The 24,562-nt window shown below is 34.8% G+C and carries 17 protein-coding genes and 1 tRNA gene; 9 read left to right on the top strand and 9 right to left on the bottom strand.

The genetic code is table 11. The features are described 5' to 3' along the window. Nucleotides 1-542: 542 nt before the first annotated feature. The 9 genes from DYE54_RS04830 (at nt 543) to DYE54_RS04790 (ending at nt 17,941) form a co-directional block, all read left to right on the top strand. Nucleotides 543-9,836, top strand: coding sequence for a YadA-like family protein (locus DYE54_RS04830; RefSeq protein WP_115310182.1), 9,294 nt, complete (start codon nt 543-545; stop codon nt 9,834-9,836). A 375-nt stretch (nt 9,837-10,211) separates the two neighbouring features. Then, on the top strand, nt 10,212-10,862 hold the full coding sequence (trmB, locus tag DYE54_RS04825; RefSeq protein ID WP_115310181.1) for a tRNA (guanosine(46)-N7)-methyltransferase TrmB: 651 nt from the start codon (nt 10,212-10,214) through the stop codon (nt 10,860-10,862). A 3-nt stretch (nt 10,863-10,865) separates the two neighbouring features. Beyond that, entirely contained in the window at nt 10,866-12,137 is a 1,272-nt protein-coding gene (locus DYE54_RS04820; RefSeq protein WP_115310180.1) for an FtsW/RodA/SpoVE family cell cycle protein, read from the top strand. A gap of 81 nt (nt 12,138-12,218) precedes the next feature. Further along, nucleotides 12,219-13,499, top strand: coding sequence for a uracil permease (gene uraA / locus DYE54_RS04815; protein ID WP_115310179.1), 1,281 nt, complete (start codon nt 12,219-12,221; stop codon nt 13,497-13,499). Between the two features lie 157 nt (nt 13,500-13,656). Further along, nucleotides 13,657-13,731: transfer RNA gene (locus DYE54_RS04810), tRNA-Arg, on the top strand. A 290-nt stretch (nt 13,732-14,021) separates the two neighbouring features. Next, nucleotides 14,022-14,492: a hypothetical protein gene (locus tag DYE54_RS04805; RefSeq protein WP_115310178.1), complete on the top strand. Its 471-nt coding sequence runs from the start codon at nt 14,022-14,024 to the stop codon at nt 14,490-14,492. Between the two features lie 4 nt (nt 14,493-14,496). Then, on the top strand, nt 14,497-15,573 hold the full coding sequence (locus DYE54_RS04800; protein ID WP_115310177.1) for a DNA cytosine methyltransferase: 1,077 nt from the start codon (nt 14,497-14,499) through the stop codon (nt 15,571-15,573). A 15-nt stretch (nt 15,574-15,588) separates the two neighbouring features. Then, nucleotides 15,589-16,443 (top strand): LlaMI family restriction endonuclease, encoded by an 855-nt coding sequence (locus tag DYE54_RS04795; RefSeq protein WP_115310176.1) that lies wholly within the window; start codon nt 15,589-15,591, stop codon nt 16,441-16,443. A 7-nt stretch (nt 16,444-16,450) separates the two neighbouring features. Then, nucleotides 16,451-17,941, top strand: coding sequence for a hypothetical protein (locus tag DYE54_RS04790; RefSeq protein WP_115310175.1), 1,491 nt, complete (start codon nt 16,451-16,453; stop codon nt 17,939-17,941). A 43-nt stretch (nt 17,942-17,984) separates the two neighbouring features. Here DYE54_RS04790 and DYE54_RS04785 read toward each other — a convergent pair whose 3' ends face one another. The 9 genes from DYE54_RS04785 to DYE54_RS04745 all read right to left on the bottom strand — a co-directional run bounded on the left by DYE54_RS04785 (nt 17,985) and on the right by DYE54_RS04745 (nt 24,453). Continuing rightward, the gene (locus DYE54_RS04785; protein ID WP_115310174.1) at nt 17,985-19,163 is read right to left on the bottom strand and encodes a DNA cytosine methyltransferase; all 1,179 of its coding nucleotides are present in this window, start codon (nt 19,161-19,163) and stop codon (nt 17,985-17,987) included. 133 nt (nt 19,164-19,296) lie between these two features. Further along, complete coding sequence (locus DYE54_RS04780) at nt 19,297-20,502, bottom strand: site-specific integrase (RefSeq protein WP_115310173.1); 1,206 nt, start codon at nt 20,500-20,502, stop codon at nt 19,297-19,299. Then, nucleotides 20,499-20,684, bottom strand: a complete 186-nt coding sequence (locus DYE54_RS04775; RefSeq protein WP_115310172.1) for a helix-turn-helix domain-containing protein — start codon at nt 20,682-20,684, stop codon at nt 20,499-20,501. The genes DYE54_RS04780 and DYE54_RS04775 overlap by 4 nt, the downstream gene beginning before the upstream one ends. Further along, a complete protein-coding gene (locus tag DYE54_RS04770) occupies nt 20,674-21,414 on the bottom strand; it encodes a hypothetical protein (RefSeq protein WP_115310171.1) in 741 nt (246 codons plus the stop codon). The genes DYE54_RS04775 and DYE54_RS04770 overlap by 11 nt, the downstream gene beginning before the upstream one ends. Next, on the bottom strand, nt 21,411-22,322 hold the full coding sequence (locus DYE54_RS04765) for a relaxase/mobilization nuclease domain-containing protein (RefSeq protein WP_115310170.1): 912 nt from the start codon (nt 22,320-22,322) through the stop codon (nt 21,411-21,413). The genes DYE54_RS04770 and DYE54_RS04765 overlap by 4 nt, the downstream gene beginning before the upstream one ends. Further along, the gene (locus DYE54_RS04760; RefSeq protein WP_115310169.1) at nt 22,280-22,606 is read right to left on the bottom strand and encodes a plasmid mobilization protein; all 327 of its coding nucleotides are present in this window, start codon (nt 22,604-22,606) and stop codon (nt 22,280-22,282) included. Before DYE54_RS04760 ends, DYE54_RS04765 begins: the two co-directional genes overlap by 43 nt. 153 nt (nt 22,607-22,759) lie before the next feature. Continuing rightward, entirely contained in the window at nt 22,760-23,005 is a 246-nt protein-coding gene (locus tag DYE54_RS04755) for a hypothetical protein (RefSeq protein ID WP_115310168.1), read from the bottom strand. 2 nt (nt 23,006-23,007) lie between these two features. After that, complete coding sequence (locus DYE54_RS04750; RefSeq protein WP_115310167.1) at nt 23,008-23,985, bottom strand: toprim domain-containing protein; 978 nt, start codon at nt 23,983-23,985, stop codon at nt 23,008-23,010. A gap of 300 nt (nt 23,986-24,285) precedes the next feature. Next, nucleotides 24,286-24,453 (bottom strand): helix-turn-helix domain-containing protein, encoded by a 168-nt coding sequence (locus DYE54_RS04745; RefSeq protein WP_115310166.1) that lies wholly within the window; start codon nt 24,451-24,453, stop codon nt 24,286-24,288. Nucleotides 24,454-24,562: the final 109 nt, after the last annotated feature.

Genomic DNA, 24,562 nt, shown 5'->3' with positions numbered 1-24,562 from the left:
ACGAACTTTCAAGACATTGAGAGTTCGTCTTTTTTACTTTCTCTTTACTTTTATAAAATACTTAAGTAAGTCACTTTTAGTTTAGTTGTGGCTTAGGATAGCCTACAAATTAGATAAATAATAGAGTGGAGTATGAGTGATGGTTTAAGTGACCATCACTTTTTTGCTTTATTATGAAAAAGTATAAAATTAGTGAATAATAATTAAATATTCTTATCCGCATCTTAATAGTTGGGTATGAGGTAAATTAATCACATTATTAATAAAATATTGAAAATAGATAAAAAATTAAGAAAATAAACGATATAAAATATTATAATTATAAAATAAAAAAATAAATAAAAAATTTAAAAATATTTGATTTAATTTAAGAAATGTGCCATTATAATGGTACAAGTGCAGAATAGTTATGTTTGATATGAGTGATTTGCAATGGAGTTTGTATGTTTTCTTTATTCTATGGGAGAGTTTAGAGAAAATACACAAATTTAGGTAAGAAGGGAAAAACAAAGTAACTGTTAACACGAAAGGGGACTGTTAGTATGGACAAAAAATCAAGAGCACTTTTAGTAGCCACATTAGCTACAACCTCTATTTTATATACTGGAGGGGGACTTTTGGCTGCTGACTTAACAGCGGATCAACAAGCGGTGTATGATGCGGTGGTGGCGAAGTTTGGAGAGCAGATTACAAATCAAGATAAGCAAATCACAGAGTTACAAGGTTGGACAAGAGATTTATATACTAAGAGCAGTGCTATGCCAACATCAGGAACAGGAGATGGTATTGCGTTAGGTGTTGATTCGGTAGCAAAGTGGAAATCAGCTATTGCTATTGGTAATAGGGCTAATGCTAGTGAGGAAGAGTATGCGAATATTGCTATAGGTACTTTAGCTCAGGCACTTGGAGGGTCAACTATTGCTATTGGTGCGGGTGCTGAATCTATAACTAATGGTGCTGTAGCTATTGGTACCAATGTAAAATTGACAGATGAAAATGATAACGTTGCTAGTAATTCTATTGGGATTGGGCATAGTGTATACAGTAATGGTGTGCGTTCTATTTTGATTGGTAGTGATATTGGTAAAGTAGATGACCCTAATTCAAACAATTATATGGTAGGTATTGGATATAATGTAAATCCAAGTTATGACTCGGTTGCTATTGGTAATTTTGCAAGTACTAGCCCTACTGGTGTAGCCATTGGTGCTGGTGCACATACTTTGCATGATAATGGCGTAGCTATTGGTTTTACTAGTTTTGCTGGAGGGCCTAATTCAGTAGCCTTAGGTCATAATTCCTATGCATTTACTGATGGTGTAGCTAATACATCGTATTTAAGTGGCGAAACATTCTCTGCTGATAATGGTATTGTTGCAATAGGTAATAATTTTGAACTAAATTTAGGGAATAATGTTGCACCAATTAACCATCGTCGTATCACTGGATTAGCCGGTGGTGCCGATGATTATGATGCAGTTAATGTTAAACAGTTAAAAGCTTTGAGTACAGCTGTAGATGCGCGTATTGCTAATAAAATAAGTACCAGTAGTGGTGTTGAGTATGTAGATATAAATTCGAAAGTGGAAGGTAATAAAGATAACTCAGGCGCTAGTGGTACTGATTCTATTGCAATTGGTCCTGATGCAAGTGCTAGTGCAGCTAATACAGTAGCTTTAGGTTCTAATGTAAAAGCAAGTATTGACAATGCGATTGTAATTGGTAGTAATATTACTGATGGTAAAGGTATTGTTATTGGTGTAAGTTCTTCTACAACATCTAATCATAGTGTTGCTATCGGTGTTGAGGCAAATGCATCTGGTAATGCACGAAATACAGCAGTAGGTTGGAAATCTATAGCTACCGGTAATTATAGTGTAGCTTATGGTCAAAATAGTAATGCTTTAGGAGAATCCGCAGTTGCCTTAGGCACAAGTGTAACAGCTAATGGTAATGCTGGTATTGCTATTGGTAATAAGGCAGTAAGTAATACGGAGACTAAAAAGGAAGGCTCTATTGCTATTGGTGATAGGGCTCACGCTGAAAGCGATTCAGGTGTCGCTATTGGTACGAGATCAATTGGTTCTGGTGATAGAAGTATAGCCCTAGGCTTTTTTTCTGAAGCTAGTGGTGTAAATTCAGCTTCATTAGGTGCGAATTCGTTGGCTTCTGGACTTCGTAGTGTAGCTATGGGGGCAAGCGCAAAGGCAAAAGCGGATCGTGCTATTGCTTTAGGTTCAAGTGCACGGGCTGAGGCTGAACAGTCTATTGCACTAGGCTCATTTTCAATGGCTGATAGAGCAAGCGGAAGTTATGGCTATGTACCAAATGGAACTGTTTTTACAAGTGAAGCAGATATTATAACTTATTTAGGTAAGGTTGATGAATATAATGCATTAACAGCACAAGCAATAGATAAGCAAAAAGAGATGTTGGAGAAAAAAGCTGTCTCAGATGCTAATCCAGATGATAAGACTTTGTATAATGCGGCAGTAAAAGCAAGAGATGAACTTTATGCTATTGTAGATGAGAGAAATAAATTAAGTGCTGCGTATAAATCTGGGTTAGGCGCTGTTTCGGTAGGTACTGCATATGCAACTCGTCAAATCACAAATGTAGCTGCCGGTACAGAAGATACTGATGCAGTTAACGTGGCGCAGTTTAAGGCTCTTAATACTAAAGTTGAAAAAGTAGCGGAAGGTCCCAGTGGTTATGTCCATGTGAACACTACTGGTCAGGATTTAGACCCTGTAGCAAGAAACTTTGGATTGTTCAATGACCCTGCCGGAGCAGGTGCACCTGATTCTATTGCAATAGGGCCAGACGTTACCGTATCTAAAGGTGCGTTGAGTGGTGTAGCTATAGGGCATCTTACTAATGTAGCGAATGAAGATGGAATTTCTATTGGTCATGGAACCAATAGTATAGGAGACCGCTCGGTTGCATTAGGGTTTAACTCTATAGCGGGAGCTACTGATGCTGTGGTTATTGGACCAAGATCTAGTGCTAGTGGATTGAATAGCTTAGCTGTAGGAAATAATAATAAATCGACAGCTGCATATAGTTATACCTTTGGTCAAGAAAATGAAACTACAGGACAAGTTGCACTTGCTATGGGATACGGTAATAAGGCTAAAGGCTTACAATCTATCGCCATTGGTGTAGTAAGTGAGACAGGTGCATCAGCTGATAGTGCTTTGGCTATAGGTACTGCAGCTAGAGCGTTCGGTTATAGCTCAATGGCCATAGGTAGTGCTAGTACAATTAGTGGAAATCACTCAGTTGGTTTAGGCTATCTTTCAACTATAGAGCGTTCGGGAATTAATGGTACTGCTTTAGGTCGTAATACTTATATTGGAGCGGTACGAGATAGTGATCCAGAAGTTGGTATACCTAATAATAGCATTGAAATAGTTGAGTCTGATACAAATCCTGAAGAAGGCAAGGAGCAAATGAATTCTGTTGCTGTAGGTCATGGCGCAAAATCATTTGGGTACCAAGCACTCTCTATTGGTTCAGGAGCCGAGACCTACGATACAAATACCATTGCTATTGGGGTAGCAGCTAAGGCAAAAGACCATTATGCAACAGCTATTGGTAAACAAGCATATGCAGAGGGCAAGCATGCTATGGCATTAGGTCATTGGACACGAACAACAGGTGAGAACTCTGTAGCAATTGGTACATATTCGATTATTCGCTCATTAGATGGAACAACAGATGTAAATCGCTCGGCTACATTGGGTAGCTACTCACGAGCTGCTTCAGATAATTCAGTAGCACTGGGGAATAACTCGTTAGCGTATATTTCTGATGATGTGAGTACAGAAGCTTATTTATCAAAAGAAGCATTTAATAAAGCGCAGGGCATAGTTTCTGTGGGGAATGCTAAATATAGTATTGGCGATTACACAGTAGAAGCTAATCGTCGCCGCATAACTAATGTTGCTGGTGGTGCTGATGAGTATGATGCAGTCAATGTTAAACAATTAGACGCGTTGAATACTGCGTTGACAACTAAAATAAATCAAGTTTCTAATACTATTACCAATGAAGTTGAATATGTATCTATCAACTCTAAATTAGATGGTAATAAAAACAGTAAAGGTGCTGTTGGAGAAGATTCTATTGCTATAGGTCCTAATGCAAGTGCTAGTGCAGCTAATATAGTAGCGTTAGGTTCTAATGTAGCAGCTGGTACTGACAATGCAATTGTAATTGGTAGTAATATTACTGATGGCAAAGGGATTGTAATTGGTGTAAGCTCTGTGGCAACATCAGACCTTAGTGTGGCTATTGGTAAAAATACAGTAGCCGGCGATTCTAATCAAGCAGATGTAGCTATTGGTAATTATGCTAAAGCAAGAGGTCTTAGTGTAGCTATTGGTGATGGAGCAAATGCGTTTGATATTAATGATTCAACTAGTGATGCAAGTGGTCTTTCTGTTGCTATAGGATCTAAAGCAACCGCTACGGGTCAAGGTGGTGTAGCGGTAGGTAATTTAGCATCAGCGACTTTCCAATCAAATGCGATGGGGTCAGAAGCAAAGGCTACAGGTCGTGGTTCTGTTTCTATTGGTGATACATCAAAGGCAATAGCAGCAGGCGCAATAGCTCTTGGTAATCGAGCAAAAGCTGAAGATACTTTCAGTATGGCTTTAGGGACGTATGCAGAAGCACCAACAAGTGGAAGTATTGCTATTGGTGGTGAAACTAAAGCTAATGGTGGGTGGTCTTTAGCAGTAGGTAGAGGCACAGAAGCTAATGGTGAAATGACAACAGCATTAGGTTATAAAACAATGGCCAATGGGTATCGTTCTATTGCTATTGGCCCTTGGGCAAATACAGAAGAAGGTCGGTTTGGTACAGCTATAGGCTATAATGCAAAAACTAAAGGGACAAATACTATTGCTTTAGGTGGTTATACAGAAGCTTTTAATGATAAAGCAATGGCCTTGGGCTATGCTTCTGAAGGGAATGTTGAAAGTGGCGTTGCCTTAGGGGCTTATTCCGTTGTAGATAGAGAGTCAGGGGCCTTTGGGTATACAGTGGATGGCGTTACTTTTAGTAAAGCAGAAGATATAGCTAAGTATCTAGGTAAGGATGACGAATATAAGATAGCGGATGACGATTTTAAAGCTAAATTAGCAGTATATCGTGAAAAAAGTGCAGCCCTAGAAGTTGATAAAGAAAATGAACAACTACAAGCCGAGGTTAAAACAGCTTATGCTGAAACTTCAAAGAGCTATGATGCTAGAAATGCTATTATTTCATCGTATCTATCAGGCTTAGGTGCAGTATCAGTAGGTACTGCAGCGGATACTCGCCAAATTACAAATGTAGCAGCTGGTACAGAAGATACTGATGCGGTTAACGTAGCACAATTAAAAGCATTACGTGAAGCAGGTCTTAATTTTAAAGGTGATGCAACTGATGTATTACATAGAGGTATTAGTGAACAATTAAACATTGTTGGTGGTGCAACTGTTTCAGACCTGACTGATAATAATATTGGTATAGTAGCTTCTGGCACGGATACACTTACTGTTAAATTAGCTAAGAACATTAAACTGGCTGACGGTAGTGTAGCTTTCTCTGAAGTAGGAACTGACGCTGATGGCAATTTATTAGTAAAAGGCAAAGATGGAAACTGGTACACAGATTTAACAGATGCTGTATACGATGAGCAATCCAAGTCGTATACAAAAGATAATGCAGCTGTAAATCCAGTAGAAAAACCAGTAGTAGGCACGGTAAAACTATCCTCTACAGGCTTAGATAATGGTAACCAACGGATTACTAATGTAGCTGAAGGTACAGCAGATACTGATGCAGTTAACTATGGTCAGTTACTGGACGAGCTTGGTAAGGTGAAGACATCTGTTGGCGGTAATCATACAGAGCTTAAAGTTGATGGTACGTCCGCTGTTAAGGATAAGTATGTTGGTGAAGGTAGTTTAACACTTGGTTTAACTGAAGTTAATGGCAAGAAGGTATATGATCTTAAGCTTAATAATGACGTGACTATTGGTAGCCCAGGTAAAGAAGGCAAACCAGGCGAACCAGGCGAGGATGCTGAAGCAGGTAGTATTACAATTATTGGTGAAAAAGGCAAAGATGGTGCTGATGGTACACCAGGTAAGAATGCTGTTGCTGAGATTACTGTAAAAGAAGGCACACCAGGCGTTGATGGTAAAGATGGTGAAACTATCACACGTATCGTATATGAAACGGGCGAAAAAGGTGCCGATGGAAAGCCAATTGTTACCGAAGTAGCTACGCTCAATGACGGTATGAAGTTTGCTGGTGATGACTTTAAAGATGGCACTAACCGATATGTAGCTAAGAAACTTAATGAACGGCTAGATATTAAAGGTGGTGCAGCAGCAGATTCCTTAACTGATAATAACATTGGTGTAGTAGCTGATGTAGATTCTAAGGATAACAAGATTATAGGCTTACGCGTTAAACTGGCTAAGAATTTAGCTCTAAATGATGGCAGTGTAGCTTTTACAGAAACTGCAAAAGATGCTGATGGTAATGCCTTAGTAAAAGGCAAAGATGGAAACTGGTACACAGATTTAACAGATGCTGTTTATGATGAACAATCCAAGTCTTATACAAAAGATAATGCAGCTGTAAATCCAGTAGAAAAACCAGTAGTAGGCACGGTAAAACTATCCTCTACAGGCTTAGATAATGGTAACCAACGGATTACTAATGTAGCTGAAGGTACAGCAGATACTGATGCAGTTAACTATGGTCAGTTACTGGACGAGCTTGGTAAGGTGAAGACATCTGTTGGCGGTAATCATACAGAGCTTAAAGTTGATGGTACGTCCGCTGTTAAAGATGAGTATGTTGGTGAAGGTAGTTTAACACTTGGTTTAACTGAAGTTAATGGCAAGAAGGTATATGATCTTAAGCTTAATAATGACGTGACTATTGGTAGCCCAGGTAAAGAAGGCAAACCAGGCGAACCAGGCGAGGATGCTGAAGCAGGTAGTATTACAATTATTGGTGAAAAAGGCAAAGATGGTGCTGATGGTACACCAGGTAAGAATGCTGTTGCTGAGATTACTGTAAAAGAAGGCACACCAGGCGTTGATGGTAAAGATGGTGAAACTATCACACGTATCGTATATGAAACGGGCGAAAAAGGTGCCGATGGAAAGCCAATTGTTACCGAAGTAGCTACGCTCAATGACGGTATGAAGTTTGCTGGTGATGACTTTAAAGATGGCACTAACCGATATGTAGCTAAGAAACTTAATGAACGGCTAGATATTAAAGGTGGTGCAGCAGCAGATTCCTTAACTGATAATAACATTGGTGTAGTAGCTGATGTAGATTCTAAGGATAACAAGATTATAGGCTTACGCGTTAAACTGGCTAAGAATTTAGCTCTAAATGATGGCAGTGTAGCTTTTACAGAAACTGCAAAAGATGCTGATGGTAATGCCTTAGTAAAAGGCCGAGATGGAAACTGGTATGCTGATTTAACTGATGCTGTTTATGATGAACAATCCAAGTCGTATACAAAAGATAATGCAGCTGTAAATCCAGTAGAAAAACCAGTAGTAGGCGCGGTAAAACTATCCTCTACAGGCTTAGATAATGGTAACCAACGGATTACTAATGTAGCTGAAGGTACAGCAGATACTGATGCAGTTAACTATGGTCAGTTACTGGACGAGCTTGGTAAGGTGAAGACATCTGTTGGCGGTAATCATACAGAGCTTAAAGTTGATGGTACGTCCGCTGTTAAGGATAAGTATGTTGGTGAAGGTAGTTTAACACTTGGTTTAACTGAAGTTAATGGCAAGAAGGTATATGATCTTAAGCTTAATAATGATGTGACTATTGGTAACCCAGGTAAAGAAGGCAAACCAGGCGAACCAGGCGAGGATGCTGAAAAAGGTACTATTACAATTATTGGTGAAAAAGGCAAAGATGGTGCTGATGGTACACCAGGTAAGAATGCTGTTGCTGAGATTACTGTAAAAGAAGGCACACCAGGCGTTGATGGTAAAGATGGTGAAACTATCACGCGTATCGTATATGAAACTGGCGAAAAAGGTGCCGATGGAAAGCCAATTGTTACCGAAGTAGCTACGCTCAATGACGGTATGAAGTTTGCTGGTGATGACTTTAAAGATGGCACTAACCGATATGTAGCTAAGAAACTTAATGAACGGCTAGATATTAAAGGTGGTGCAGCAACAGATTCCTTAACTGATAATAACATTGGTGTAGTAGCTGATGTAGATTCTAAGGATAACAAGATTATAGGCTTACGCGTTAAATTAGCTAAGAATATCAATCTTCCTGATGACGGTAGTGTGCGCATTGGCGGAACTACAGATGAAAAGGGTACCCTAACTGGCGGTATTTACATTGGGAAACAAACACCGATGCCAAAAGTTGGTGATAAAGATGTACCAGATAAAGCTGTAGAAGGTCGGTATATTACTGGCTTAACAAATATTGATTGGAATCCTGAAGCTGGTATCGTTGAAAACCGTGCTGCTACAGAAAAACAATTACAAACAGCGATTAGCAACATTAGCTCACAAGTTGGCGAAGCTGGTGTTTGGAAGCTTCAAGTCAATGGTGCAGGTGAACGTTCTATTAAGAAGAACGAAATCATTAACTTTAAAGATGGCGAAAAGATTAAAGTTACACAATCCGGTAATGATATTACGATTGGTGTAGATCCTGCTTTTGTTAAAGAGGTAACAGATAATACTTCTAATATTACTACCTTGAACACTCGTGTAACTAAGGTAGAAGGTAAGGTCACAAACTTAGAAGAAAAAGTCAATAACATCACTGATAATGGCATTGTTACTAAAGTTGAAGGCGATGCTGTTACCGGCGTAAAAGTAACTCCAGTTGATGAAGCTGATGCAACTAAAGGCGTAAAAGTGAGTCTTGATGAAAAAATCACTATTGGTGGTATTGTTATTGATGGTACGAAACCAAAAGATGGGGAAATCGCTAATAGTACAATCACAGGCTTAACTAATACGAAGTGGGATGGCAAGACTTTTGAATCAGGTCGTGCTGCTACAGAAGATCAACTTCACGCTGTGGATGGCAAAATTACTAATATTATTGATAATATTACTGAAATTGCTGGTGCTACAACAATTAAAGAAGGTGATGGTAATATTATAGCGCCTAAGACTGATGGCAAGAATGAATATACTTTATCCTTGAACAAAGATCTTAAAGTAGGCAATAGTATTACTGTTGGTGATACTGTAAAAATTACTAACACAGGTATTATTAGTAATGTTGAAGCCGTTGAATTAGAAGAAAATGGCAATTATGCGGCGACAACCGGTCAAGTATTTGAAGTTCGTGAAACTTTATCTGAACAAATTAGTGGCGTAGCGAATGTAGTACAAAATAACTCACATCAAATTTCACGATTAGATACTAAGATTAATAAATCGGGTGCCGGTCTTGCAGCCTTAGCAGCGTTACATCCACTCGATTATGATCCAGATAATAAGTGGAATTTCACGGCTGGTGTTGGTACGTATCACGGTTCGAGCTCTGTTGCATTAGGTGCGTTCTATCGTCCAAACGAAAACACTATGTTTAGTGTAGGCGGTACGTTAGGCAATGGCGAAGATATGATGAACTTTGGCGTGAGCATGAAGTTTGGCGAATCGAATCCATATGCTGGTATGAGTAAAGGTCGTCTAATTGAATATGTAGAACAACAAACTACTGAAATTGATGACTTGAAAGCTCAAAATGAAAGTCAAAACGAACGTATTAAAAAGCTAGAAGAATTAGTACAGTCGTTGATGATTAGTAAATAAGGTTTCACAATTGTATAGTATCCTCACCATACGAGGGAGCCTATAGTTAGTTGGGTTTGCTATATGGGGTAGCACGCATGAGATTGGCTTATGACCTTGTAAACTATGGTGTATGTTGAGGATATTCTGAGACAAAGGCTGTTTCTAAGTGCTCATACACTTCAGATTTTCTGAAGCGTATTTCAAGACGAGCATTTTAGAGGCAGCCTTTTGTTGTGCAAATGACTACTATACTATATAATTAATTAGATAAAGATTTTTTTGAAAAATCGTTTTACAAGTGCTTTTATTAGGCTGTGTTTGTAATGTTGCTGAAATAGAAGATGATATTTAGATTAATAGTAGTATAGGATTAATAGACTTAAAGGAGATAGTATGCGATTACGTAGAAAACCTTGGATTGATGAGGCGATTCACGAGTATGATTCACATGTGATTTTGGAGAACCATGAGGCTCACAAAGGGGCGTGGCGTGAATTATTCGTAGACCCTACGAAACCGTTATATTTTGAATTAGGTACTGGTAAGGGCCGTTTTATTGCGGGGATGGCTGAAACATATCCAGAAGCTAATTTTGTGGGCTTTGAAGTACAATTGGGTGTGCTTTATTATGCCGCTCAGAAAGTGTTTGAACGTGGTTTACCGAATGCCAAAGTAACGCTCTTTGATATTGCAGGTATTGAAGAGGTAGTGGAGCATGGGGAAGTAGACCGTTTTTATATTAACTTCTGTGATCCATGGCCAAAGGCACGGCATGCGAAACGCCGATTAACTTACCGTACATTTTTAGAGCGGTATGCACGGTTGTTGAAGCCACAGGGGGAAATTCATTTTAAAACGGATAATGAAGGTTTATTCTTATTTTCCTTAGAAGAATTTAAAGAATGTGGCTGGACGTTAAAAAATGTAACGTATGATTTACATAGTACGGATATGCCCAATGTAATGACTGAATATGAAGAAAAATTTAGTAAAAAAGGACAGCCGATTTTCCGCCTAGAAGCAATCAAACCTGAGGAGGCGTAAGTCATGGCGAAGCAGGCAAAACGAGCTAAAGAAAGTTGGTTACAACGGCTCGTACGCAATGATGCACAAGGTATTATATTAGTGGTTGCCATTTGGATTTTTATTGGTAGCTTAAATATTTATAGTGCTACGTCCGTTGAAATGGCACAACAAGGGACTATTTTAAAGAGTAATATTGTAAAACACATTGGATTTTTAATTATAAGCTTGTTTGCTGGGAGTTATTTTTACCATTTAGATTACCGACGACTTAAAGAACCCAAATTTATATTCTGGATTATGATGGGCGTTTTTGCTTCCCTTGCTTGGGTTGGTTTATTTGGTACGGTCGTTAATGGGGCACGTCGTTGGATTAGTTTGCCCTTTGGCTTATCGGTACAGCCCTCTGAATTTGCTAAACTAGCCGGTGTTATTTGGGCGGCTCAATGTATTGAAGAGTGGCGACAACACTATTCGACAGTATCTTTATTTGAATCACGAGATGCTACTGGTCAAGTGCGAAAATATCCTGTACCCGCTAAGGCTTTATGGGCGCCACTACTATTTGGCATTATTACATTAGTACAACCAGATACAGGGACGGCTATGTTAATTGTTGGCTTTCCATTGATTTTGATGATTATGGCTCGTTTAAATCAAAGAAGTATTCGACAATTGAGTGTAGTAATGATTGTGGGAGCTATTGGTTTTGCAGCCATGGTTTGGCATTCACCGTATCGTTTGGAACGTATTTTAGCTTGGCTTGATCCTTGGGGGCATGCGCAAACGCTAAGTTACCAAAGTGTACAAAGTATGTTGGCTATTGGGTCAGGTGGCATCTTTGGTCAGGGGCTAGGGCAAGGAACGGCAAAGTATTTTTATTTGCCAGAAGCACATACTGACTTTGCCTTTGCTGTGTGGGCTCAGGAAACAGGCTTAATCGGGGCAGCTATATTAAGCTTTGTAGTACTTGGGTTTGTATATTTTGGATTTCGAGTGGCTATCGACGCTCGCGATTTCTTTGGTAAACTAATGGCCTTAGGGATTACCAGTATTATTGGTGGTCAAGCGGTATTTAATATGCTTATGGTATGTGGTATACTGCCAGTTACAGGGGTACCGTTGCCCTTTGTTTCCTATGGTGGTTCTTCACTATTGATGAATGTAGTAGCTGTTGCTATCTTATTGAGTATTTCACGAACTAATGAAGAACTTAACCGCAAGATTGGGAGTCAAGGTGTGATGCCTTCACTGCGTGAAGAAACGCGCAGTCGTTTCAGACCGTCCAATGGGTAAGGTGAAACGAAATGAATGTGTGATAGATACTTGTAAATAAATATCGGTGTTCAGTGTGTAGTAAGAAAGGATTTAGAGGACATGAAAGACTTTATTGATGTGTCTGAACGGCCGTCCAATGCGGCTATGTTGCCATTAAGTTTTCAACATTTATTTGCTATGTTTGGGTCTACGGTATTAGTACCGTATTTGTTAAAAGCGGATCCAGCAACAGCACTCTTTATGAATGGGATTGGGACGATTCTGTATTTATTTATTTGTAAAGGGAAGATTCCTTCCTATTTAGGCTCTAGTTTTGCATTTATAGCGCCTGTCTTGTCCGTTATGGCGGCAGGGATGTCTTATGAAGCAGCGCAAGGTGGTTTTATCGCTTTTGGTTTAGCGTTTATTGTTTTATCCTTTATTGTTCGTGCAGTGGGGATTGGTTGGATTGATGTTTTATTTCCACCGGCTGCCATGGGGGCCATTATTGCCGTTATTGGTTTGGAATTAGGTCCTGTCGCTATGGGAATGGCTGGAATTACAGGTGATAGCTGGCAAACCTTAGGCATGACACATGCACAAGTATTGACGATTTCCTTATTTTCTTTAATTGTAACGATTCTAGGAACCGTTGTATTCCGAGGTTTTTTTGCGGTTATTCCTGTGTTGATTGGCGTTGTATCTGGTTATATTTTAGCTGCGTTTATGGGTGTGGTAGATTTTTCAAAAGTTTCAGAAGCGGCTTGGTTCTCTTTGCCTCATATGAGTGCCCCTGTATTTAATATCAACGCTATTTTGATGATTATGCCAGCATTATTCGTGGTATTTGCTGAACATGTAGGGCACTTGGTTGTGACGAGTAATATTGTCGGTCGTGACCTTATGAAAGATCCAGGACTTCAACGATCTTTATTAGGTGATGGGATTGCTAATGTGTTATCAGGCTTCTTTGGAGCTACGCCAAATACCACTTATGGTGAAAATATTGGTGTATTGGCAATTACACGAGTATTTAGTGTATATGTAATCGGTGGTGCGGCTGTGTTGGCGATTATATTTTCCTTTATTGGTAAAATTGCAGCCTTAATCCATGCGATTCCTGTACCGGTTATGGGTGGTGTAAGTATCCTATTATTTGGTATCATTGCGGCTTCTGGTTTGCGTATGTTAGTAGAACGCAAAGTAGATTATACGCGCCCTGATAATTTGATTTTGACATCCGTTGTTATGATTACTGGTTTAAGTGGCGCTCAAGTGACATTAGGACCTGTAGTTCTTCAAGGGATGGGACTAGCAACAGTCGTAGCTATCGTGCTTAGCCTTTGCTTTACTATTTTCCGTAAAACAGGCCTTGGCAATAAACAATTGAAACATGATTAAGGCATGTAGTGATGTAGAGAAAATTGTTTTACGTTGTTAGTATACGATAGCGATTTGACAGTCTACAATTGGCACTGATATAATAATTGGGTAGCCTTTTTGTTAAGATATTATATTTGAAATATTATATTGTAACAAAATAGCGTTACCCTTATATGCGCCTATAGCTCAGGGGATAGAGCGCCGGTCTCCGGAACCGGGTGCGCAGGTTCGAATCCTGCTAGGCGCACCACTGATATTTACTGACTTTTTAAGTAAAAATTATTAGAAAAAATAATTTTGTCAGCCAATTTGTCAGCCAGTTTTTTAAAAAAAGGTAGAAAATGAGTGTTCATTTTCTACCTTTTTGTTATAAATTTTTCTTTATAATCTTTAGATGATGTACTTTTTATTATACTTAAATGAGAATATATATTTAATATGTTATAAATACTTATCCATGATTTTATGATCATAATATAAATTGTTCACTATTTTAACTCTATATCATACTCTTAATTATTTGAAAAGAGGTAATAATAAATGGTTCCAGTAATGAGTTTTTGGCCCTCCATTTATAATAAAATTATACGAGGAGAAAAACTGATAGAATATAGACGAAATTTTCCAAAAGAATGCAGATTTGCTTATATGTATATTAGTAAACCAGTAAAAGCTATTTGTGGAATAATATATTTTGGAAGAATTCATTCAATAAATAAGTGGAAGCTTCAATATAAAGAAAATAAATTAATATGCCATCGTATAGAGTTATTTGAACAAAAAAATTATAGATATGGTGCTGAAATTATTGGATTTCAAAGAATTGAGCCTATCACATTACAAGATTTGCGGACTAATGTACCAAACTTTTTTCCACCTCAGTCATATATTTTATTAGAAAATAACATAGAGCTAAAAAAATATTTGGACAAAAAGGTTATATTACTAGATGGGAAAATAAAAAATGATTTAACGAATATCTTCCCTGAACATATATGTAAGGAGTATTAAATTTATGCTTAAAGTTTTTGAAGCCTTTGCTGGATATGGTAGTCAAAGGATGGCTTTAAAAAATCTCAAAATTCCACATGAAATAGTAGGTATATCTGAAATTGAAGGTGATGTTATTCTTTCGTATGCTGCTATTCATGAACATCTATTAGAAAAAAGAAATGAACCATTAAATGTCTCTGATCAGTCCATGAGGGGCTATTTAGAAAAAATAAATGTTCCTTTAGATTATAAAACTTTTGTTAATAAAGCAAAAAATCTAAAGGGGCAAAAACTTAAAGATATGTATCTTGCTAATGTTTTAAGTAAAAATTATGGAGATATCAGAGTTATTAATCCCTTAGATCTTCCTGATTTTGATTTTTTTACTTATTCATTTCCTTGTCAGGATATATCAGTAGCAGGTTTTCAAAAAGGATTAAGTAAATCTTCAGATACAAGATCTTCTTTATTGTGGGAATGTTGTAAAATTATAGAAACAAAGCGCCCTAAATATCTAATGATGGAAAATGTTAAAAATCTTGTGGGTAATAATCATAAAAAAATTTTTGAGCTGTTTTTAGAGTATTTAGAAAATTTAGGATATAAAAATTATTGGAAGGTTTTAAATGCTCGTGACTTTGGTATACCACAAAATAGGGAAAGAGTTTTTTGCATAAGTATATATAAAGGAAAAAATAAGTTTCTTTATCCTAGAGAAATCCCTTTAAAGGTTACTATGACTGAGTTATTAGAAAAAAATGTGCCTGATAAATTTTATTTAAAAAATAACCAAACAACATTAGATCCAATTAAACAGGATTATATATATTGTTTAGACTCTAATTATTGGAAAGGAACTTTTTTAAAAGATTTTTTAGAAAAAAGGAGACGTCAACTGGTTTCTGGACCTATTAATAGTGATGGATTATATCCAGCTCGCCGATTAACACCACTAGAGACTTGGCGTTTTATGGGAGTTAAAGATTCTGATTATTATAAGGCTAGCAGTTTAGTAAGCAACACTAGTCTTTATAAACAATCTGGAAATAGCATAGTTGTTCCTGTATTAGAAGCTATTTTTAAAGAATTGTTCAGTTAAGAGAGGATGGTCAATATGGATCCTAACAAGGAAATGTTAATCAACTTTTTTAGAGCTTATGTCAAAGGTCAAGTTCCTGATGTAACGGGACGAAATGAAAGGCATGATGGAAAAGAAGGTAATTGGTTGGAAGAGCAATTTGGAAAATCACCTGATGCAGATAATCATGCCGATTTTTATGGTTATGAACTTAAAAATGAAACTACTAGCAAAACATCATTTGGAGACTGGTCTGCTAATCGATACATATATAAAAAAAGTTGCTATTCACATTTATTTGATGGTAAGACTCCAACTCAAAGACAGGATTCATTTTGCCGGATATTTGGAGCACCAAATCCTGATAAAAACAATAGGTATTCATGGTCTGGTCGCCCAGTGCCTAAAATAAATAAGTATAATTCTTTTGGGCAAATTTTAAAAATTGTAGAGCCAAATGAATCTTGGGGGACCCCTTTTGATACGCCTATTAGGGAATTTGATATTCTAGCAGTTTACTCATTTTCAAAAGATATGAGAGAAAACAAAGATTTTATTATTCCTAAACCCCTTCAACAAGAAAATCTAATTATTGCACATTGGTTTGGTTTAGAGTCACTTAGTATAAAACGAGGTGATAAATGTTTAAAGCAAAAACTTGAAGATAAATTTAATGATATGGGCTGGTTTACCTGTAAGACAGACTTAAATGGAAAATATGACAGAATTTGTTTTGGTGCTCCATTTAATTATAATTCTTGGCTTGAGTTAATTCGCCGTGGTATAGTATTTTTTGATAGTGGAATGCATGAAGGGAATATAAGACCTTATTCACAATGGAGAGCTAGCAATCAATTCTGGGATAGTTTAATCATTGAGACATATAAATAGGTGAAAAATGTTTAAATTAAATCATGAAATAAAAATTAAACTTAGTGATATTCCAATACCGTGGATTTCTAAAATAGAATTATTCTATCCTGATTTACCACAATTTCCTATTATATATATTCACTTTGAATGTAATAATAAACGTATTATCGCTTGCCCTGTAGCAGTGAGTTATAGTATTACTGAAGATTCTTGTACTGCTGAATTCTTATTGTTGTCTAATGTTTCTCAGGATGAAAATAACTATATAGAAAAAATTAAAGACGAACTTAGCAATAGAATTGGACTTTCTGATAAAATCAGCAAAACAGATATACTCTTATGCTGCAATGAAAACAAAGACTATCAGCGCTTATTAGACGATCTTTGGCGATATATAGAAAGCTCTTACGGGAAATATTTGCCTTATGGAAAATTCTATGAAGAAATGTATTCTATAGTAAGATTTGTAGCAGCTTGGCAACCTAAGACAGGCCGACAAAGCGAAATGAGAATGCTTTATAATTTTATGAGTGCATTTGGCGAACAAGTTGCTTTGCCAAATAAATGGGAGCATATAGAGTTTTATGTACTTCCATTATTAAATGATATTTTACAAGAAAATTTTAACAGCTTCACTAAGTTTAAGTTATTGCATTCAACATCAATTAAGTTATTTAATGAATTTTTTACTCATAGTGTTAAAATAGAAAATACAATTTTTTTAGGGATGGAAAAAGCTTGGGGAAAAAATAAAGGCTCATTTATCAAAGAAGTATCTGAGCCACTATATGAACAAAAAATATTTAATGAAGATGAAAAAGCAGTAGCTGAAGCATTAGTAGATGCATTTAATCGTCACCCATGGCGTGCAGCCTATTTTATTAGTTCATACATCAATATAGATAAAAAGTATGCATCATGGAAAAAAGACTTCTTTAATAAGTTTTATATGGCTGGAAATAAACTTATAGGATATTCAGAAAAAGTTATTGCTTGCTTTATTCAACAAGGATTTCTAAATTCTGAAGCAATTCCAATTGATACATGGATTGAAACTTTTTATAAGTATCCATTGGGGATTAGTAAAAAAATAACTTTTCTAAAGAAGTTTTCTAATATGGGAAAACTGGAAAGAGTGATTTGGTTGGCAAGTCAATCCAATAAAACTAATATGAAAACTTTTTTTGATATTTTATGGTGCCAGCGTTTTGGGACAACAGGTAATAAAAAATTAAGAGGAATAAATCCTATTTCATGTTATACTTGTAATTTAAAGAATACTTGTGTAGGTCTAAACCTTCATTTAAGCGATATAGTGTATTTTACAGATGACGAAGGCACTATTTCAAAAGACAAAAAAGTTTGTTATATTAATAATAATATTCCTATAAAATATTATCAGAATGGTGCTTTAATAGATGAATTTTCTGGATATAAACTTACATCTAAAGATCAATTACCTAAAAATATAAGGACTAAAGGGACCGCTACATTTAAAGAATTAGTATTTAGATAAAAAAGCAAGGATTGAAGATATTATATACGCTTCAATCCTTTTTTTAAATTATGTGATACTGTTCTAAATACGCTACCATTCGTTCAGCAACAGCATCGATTACGTTTATACAAACTGAATTTCCAAATTGTTTATATGCTTGTGTATTAGATACGGGAATAATAAAGTCTTCTGGAAAACCTTGAAGTCTAGCACATTCACGCGGAGTAAGCATTCTAGGATTTTTATTATTTTGTTCTATTAATGCTTCACTACCATCTTTATAATATCTTGCACTTATTGTACTAGTATATTTACTCTCTTTATTAAATAAAGAGAATCCAAATCCATTTCCTTTTTTCTTGTGCTGTCTTTTTCTTGCTAAATGTCCTTCATATAATTTATCTGAGATAGTGTATTTATCTTTTACAACATTACTTAATATATCTCCTACTTTTATACTATTATCAACTTTTCCTTCTGGATAAATAAATTCCTCGAAGTCTTGAGGTAAGTAATCTTTGTTAAAACCAACGATAATAATACGCTCTCTATTTTGAGGAACGCCAAAATGATATGCATTTAAAATTTGAGGGGTGGGAACATAATAATTTAATTCATTGAGCGTATTTAAAATTACTTCTAATGTTTTTCCTTTATCATGTCCCTTTAATTGTTTCACATTTTCTAGCATAAATGCTTTTGGTCTTTTAGCTTTCAATATAGAAGCTATATTAAAAAATAATGTACCCCGAGTATCCTCAAAACCTTTTTTTAAACCGGCTTGAGAGAATGGTTGGCAAGGGAATCCTCCTAATAAAATATCATGATTAGGAATAGTATCTGGGGGAATTAATGTAATATCTCCAGCAGGTACTTCTCCATAATTTATTCGATAAGTTTTTTGTGCAAACTTATCCCATTCAGAAGAAAATACAGTTTTTCCTCCATGCTTTTGAAATCCTAATCTAATACCACCAATGCCTGCAAATAAATCAATTTGTGTAAACCTATAATTTGATTTAGTACTTAGAGCATATTTACCAATACTACGAAAGTTCATGATTTGATTATATATTTGTGTCGGAATTGGTAATACTCCTTCTTCCCATAATTTAAGATTTTTTTCTTCTTGTCTATCAAAATCAAGTGCATCTGCAAACTCTTTTCGTGTAATATCCAGTAATTTTCTTTTGTTTAAAATATTTATTGATTTAGAGTTAACTATAATATTAGATTTCATTGTGTTTACTCCAGTATTAATATTTAATTAGTAATAAATTTTAGCCTTATAACTATATAATTCTATTTTTTATATTATATCATATCCTTAATTTAATCGAAAGTATGTTCTTGCAAAACTGGTTTATAGTCTTTTAAATATTAAATTTATCTAAAACATTAACAGCTACCGACTGATTAGCTAAAGTTAAATGAGAATATGTGTCTAGCGTCATATCAATACTTGCATGACCTAAACGTTCTTGAACAATTTTAGGATTGACACCTGCTAATAAAAGTAAGGTAGCATGAGTATGGCGTAAGTCATGAAATCGTACTCGGCGTTCGATATTAGCTTGTTTGAGTAATTTTTTGAATTTTCTAGAGCTATAATGACTATGACTATATCCATTTCCAAATAGTCCACCAATAATATAATTTTGATCATTGTATAATTGATTAACTTCTTTTATGTAAGCTTTTTGTATTTTAAAATGCTTCTTTAAGGCAACACTTAAAGAATTACTAATTTGTATTTTTCGACCTAAGCCAGTTTTAGTTCTAGTAATATCTTGTTCTTTGATTTTAGATTTGGAGCGTTGCACTATAATATATTCATTATCCATAATATCATTTATAACGTCATTCCATCGTAAAGCCATAAGCTCTCCTAGGCGCATTCCTGTTTCTATGGCTATATATACACCTATATATAAATCCTCAGCAGACATCATATCCCCAAGTTTATTTTGATTAATCATAGCTTGGACATTATTATATGCAAGGTTAATGATTTTTTTACATTCTTCAATAGTTAATGGTTCTATTTCTTTCTTTTTTATTTTGGGAGGTTTAGTTAATTTAACTGGATTTTTGGTTATTAACTCTAACTTAATTGCAGTATCTATACAGGAAGAAAGATAGCGCCTTTGATTTCTAATAGTTAATGTTGAAAGCCCTTTTTTATTTTTACCTCCACTTTTAAGCTCACGATTAAAAAAGTGTTGTAATGAAGTAGGATCTAGATTATTTAAATGTTTATCACCAAAAAAATCTTTTATTGGATTAAGGCAACACTTGTATTTTTCATATGTAGATGGTCTTACAGTATTTTTTACATAGGTCTCTAGCCATTCTACAATCCAATCTTTTACCAAAGGGTTTTTATATACAATATTATCAAAATTAAGATTATTTTCTTTCCATTTGCTACAATTTTCTTTTACTTCTTTTATCGTTTTTCCATAAAATGCTTTTCGTTTTTTTATACCCAACGGATCAGTGTAAGTGATTCTTAATTCGTACATATTACGCTTTTTATTATGATATATGCTGCCTTCACCATTACTTCTTCGTCTCATTTACTCTCCTTTGTAATATAAGCAGCATTTAAAAAGTCTGAAAAATCGGAACCTTTAATCAAAATTCGATGACCTAAGGTAATTGATTTTAATTCTTTTCTTTTTATAGCATTAATAACGGCAGTTCGAGATATACCTAAATATGAAGCAACTTCATTCACTGTAAGCCATTTATTTTCCATTATTTAACTCCTCTAAAGTTTTCTTATATAAAATGTGGTTAGATTCATCAAACCAATATTTTAAATCGCCTTTTTGTATTTGTGTAATTGTATACATATTATTATTTAAGTTGTTCAGTTTAGGAATTGTGAAATAGCTAAAACCTACAAGAATAGCGATTACTATAAGTATAGAGATAAAGCCATAAAAGAAGTTATTATTTATAGCTTCACTAAGTGAGGACAGTTTATACTCAGAGCTTCTTATTTTTTCTTGTATTGCATTAACTAAGGTTTCATTTAGATTTTCTTCTTGATTAAGAAGTGTTTGTCTAATATTACTATTATAATCAGATACTGTTTTATTTATTGTTTCGAGCGTTTTATCTTGAACTTGACTGATTTTTGTGACGTCTTTTCCAAAATGTCTTGTCATATCCTCCATCTTCCCAGCTGCTGTAGTAAGATTTCTAATTGCATTTAAAGTCTCATTTTGTGTTGCAATCATTACATTAATTAAGATATTAAACTCATTACTAGTAACAATTTGCTTTTGTAATAAACCATTTAAAGGTTGTCCTAATGTATTTTCTACTGCATTAAGCGATAGATTAACCAAATTATTAGATGTAGTATTAGATGTTGGGATGTTTTCTGGATTTATTTTGCTATCTCTTTTTGATTTCAAATAAAAACTTTGGTCACGTTTTTGTGAGTTTCTTAAATCTCTACTTTCGTTCAAAATATTCATAAGCTTAGATCTCCTTTAGATTTAGTAATGATAATTTTGGGGTGCTTTTTTTCCATCTCTCTTACAGGGAGCGATTTGATTTGTGTTTCTATTTGTTTTGTATAATTGATATTTAAATGATGTAAGATAGAATCTTTAGATTTAAGTTCAGGTAATGTAAATGTCTTAGATAAATTACTAGCACGAGCTTTTTTTGAAGGACTAGAAAGTAAATAAAAGGTTACATTTTGTCGCTTAGTACTCCATTGACAACCTACTCCGTTATTTGAGCAATTCATAATAAAAGAGTTTAAAGAATTAGATTGCTCTAAAGAGTCAATAACTGCTAATACTAAATTCTTCTTCCAAGAATTATTGCTCTCTAGAAGTTTCTTTTCTACTGGATTTCGTGTATGAATATCACCTCTATTTCGCTGCTTTTGTTTACCCACAATCATATTGTCATCTAAATTTAATTCTTTCGCTTTTTCTTGCACTTTATTCATAATGTCATGCATACCTTTTCTGCCCGCGATTTGAAGTTTTTTGCCTGTTTCTAAATCAACTGCATTGATGATTAAATGAACATGTGTATGATCTGTATCATCATGTAAACCTAGCCATACTTGATGATTAGGGAATGTATGCTTTGTTATTTCCATTGCTTTCTGCATTAGTTCTTTTTTACTAAACTGAGCAGATTCGTTCTCAGAGAAGGATAGTACCATATGGTGGGCTTCTCGATGACCTCTATTTTTATATATATTTAGTATTTGTTTAAAATCATTAGCAGCATCTTTATAATTAGCCGAGCAATTTATACCAGCAACAAGTTTAGCTCTTTTGTTAGATGACTTTTTTTCAAAGACAACATATTTCATACTACCTAAGGCACTTTTACTTCCTTTGCCTGCGCTAACAATTGCCATAATGAATGTATCTCCTTTTCTATATTAGGCGTTATAATTGAAGTTATTTGATTAGTCTTTTGTAAGCTAAAGCGAATATTGTTATAGTGCCGTTGAAGACCTAATAAAGGCTTTAAAATATCTTTGACATTGTCAATTTCATATATTGTAATAGGTAAGTTGAATGCTGCTTTTAAGAGGAATTGTGTTACAGTCATATTGGCTTTATTAGCTAATTGTTTTATTACAATAAATTCCTCTTCAGTGAGCCTCATTTCAATTCGTTTACAACGTTTATTGCTCATATGTGGCTCCTTTTTTGGGTTGCAAGGGATTTATCCCTGCCCGTCGGAGACGAACCATCTATTTGACGTGCAACAAGAGTTGTACGGACAAATAGTATGGTTCGTACCGAAAATATAAAACATGCAATCATATTATAGAGCTGACTCACGCTCTTATTCCTCATAGGGAGAGGGCGCGGTGTAGATTTCATTACTATGGGGTGAGTTAGCTCGATTAAATGATTTAAAATACGTTTCAAACTCTATAATAGATGTAATGTTATATTCTTTTTCTATATACTCGGCAAGTTTTATTTTTCGGGTATTTTCTCGTTCCTTTTTTTGCTCTTGCAAACGATTAAGTTCTTGATTTAATTTGCTAATCTTTTTACTTAACTCAGAATCTGTTAGTTTTTTCATATTTAATCTAATCTCCTTGCTATAATTGTTAAGATACTTTCTAGTAAAGTTTTATCTTTTTGTAGAAATTCATTAATATCTTTTATTTGTTTATAGTGTTGAGGTAGAATATTACAATCCTCTACATGATTCCAAAAAAAGTCAGGACTGTTCCAATTATTCTTAACGCATAGATGTATCAAATCTACATAAGCATTTTTCCCTGCTACATCATTATCAGTTGCAATAATAGGTATTAATTTAGATGTAGATACTAATTGACTAAATATATGATTGAGATTGGCTATTCCTCCTGTAGAAATTACATTAGGATACCCACAAGCTAATATTGAAAGAGCATCAATTTCTCCTTCAGTAATTATAATCGGCATATTATTGTTAAGATTATGAGATATAAAATTTTCCCTTAATCCCACTGATCGTTTATATTTGGGGCCTTTGGGATTAATAAAACGCTTCAAACATCCTGAGCCTATAGGAATTACTAAAGCATTATCATTTTTATCAAAACCTAGATTATATTCATCTTGTAAAACTGTCGGTATATTTCTTTGTTGCCAATAATCTCTCCTTAATGATGAATTATGACATTGCTGTATATACTTAATTATTTCTTCTTCTGATTTTTGTTTTGTAATACATAAATTAGCATAGTCCCTTGATGGTAAAGGATTTAATAGGTCAATCTGAAATAAATTACAAATATAAGCATATTGATTTTTTAGGCCTTTAATTTTATCAATTACTTCAACCGTATTAAATATATCCATTGAACAACCACAAGATTGACATTTTAAATGAAGCTTTCCACTATCAGACCCTTTAAATAAAAACATAGAAGGATGTGTATCTTTATGGGCAGGGTTTAAACATCTGTATGAATTCTTTTTAAAAGATTCAATACCTTTTAACTTTAAATATTCATATAAATATGTAGAAACAATCTTTAAGTTATTTTTTGTAATATTAGCATTAATCATAAAAGTGCTCCTTTAAATTTTATTTTTTAATGTAAGTAAAAGTATTCGTTACTCAATGCCTAGTGATTTCCACTAGTGATTAGTAAAATTGCTAAAAAAAGGCGCAAAAAAAGGTGTGCTAAAAACACCTATTCAATAAGAATAATTTGAATAGGCTAGCACACCTTATGTGTGCAAGGATATAATCAACCCTTGCAACACCATCTAGAATTATTGTATACTGGTGATGCAAAAGGTCTCTTGTTTGCGCGAGCAGATATTTTGCATGCTCATTTCAGTTGCCGCTGAAATGAGCTTTTTTTATCCATATTTTTCTTGCATGGTAGTAACATTTAATAAATACTTTTTACCGATACGAATAGCAGGGATTTCTCCCGTTTCGATTAATCGATAAAGCGACGCAACAGAAATTTTCCCTTCAAAGAAAATTTGTGCTGCTTCTTTGATAGTCATAAATCGTTTTTCCATGGTATTCTCCTTTCCTCTTTATATATATTATGATATGATAAAAATATAATAAAGTCAACGTAAAATCATAAAAAAAATGTTTTTTAATAAAAAATATGATTCAGGAGGG

The sequence above is a fragment of the Veillonella criceti genome (assembly GCF_900460315.1).
GTDB lineage: Bacteria > Bacillota > Negativicutes > Veillonellales > Veillonellaceae > Veillonella_A > Veillonella_A criceti.
The sequence above is the reverse complement of the archived record's forward strand: the minus strand, read 5'-3'. Positions and strand labels throughout refer to the sequence as shown.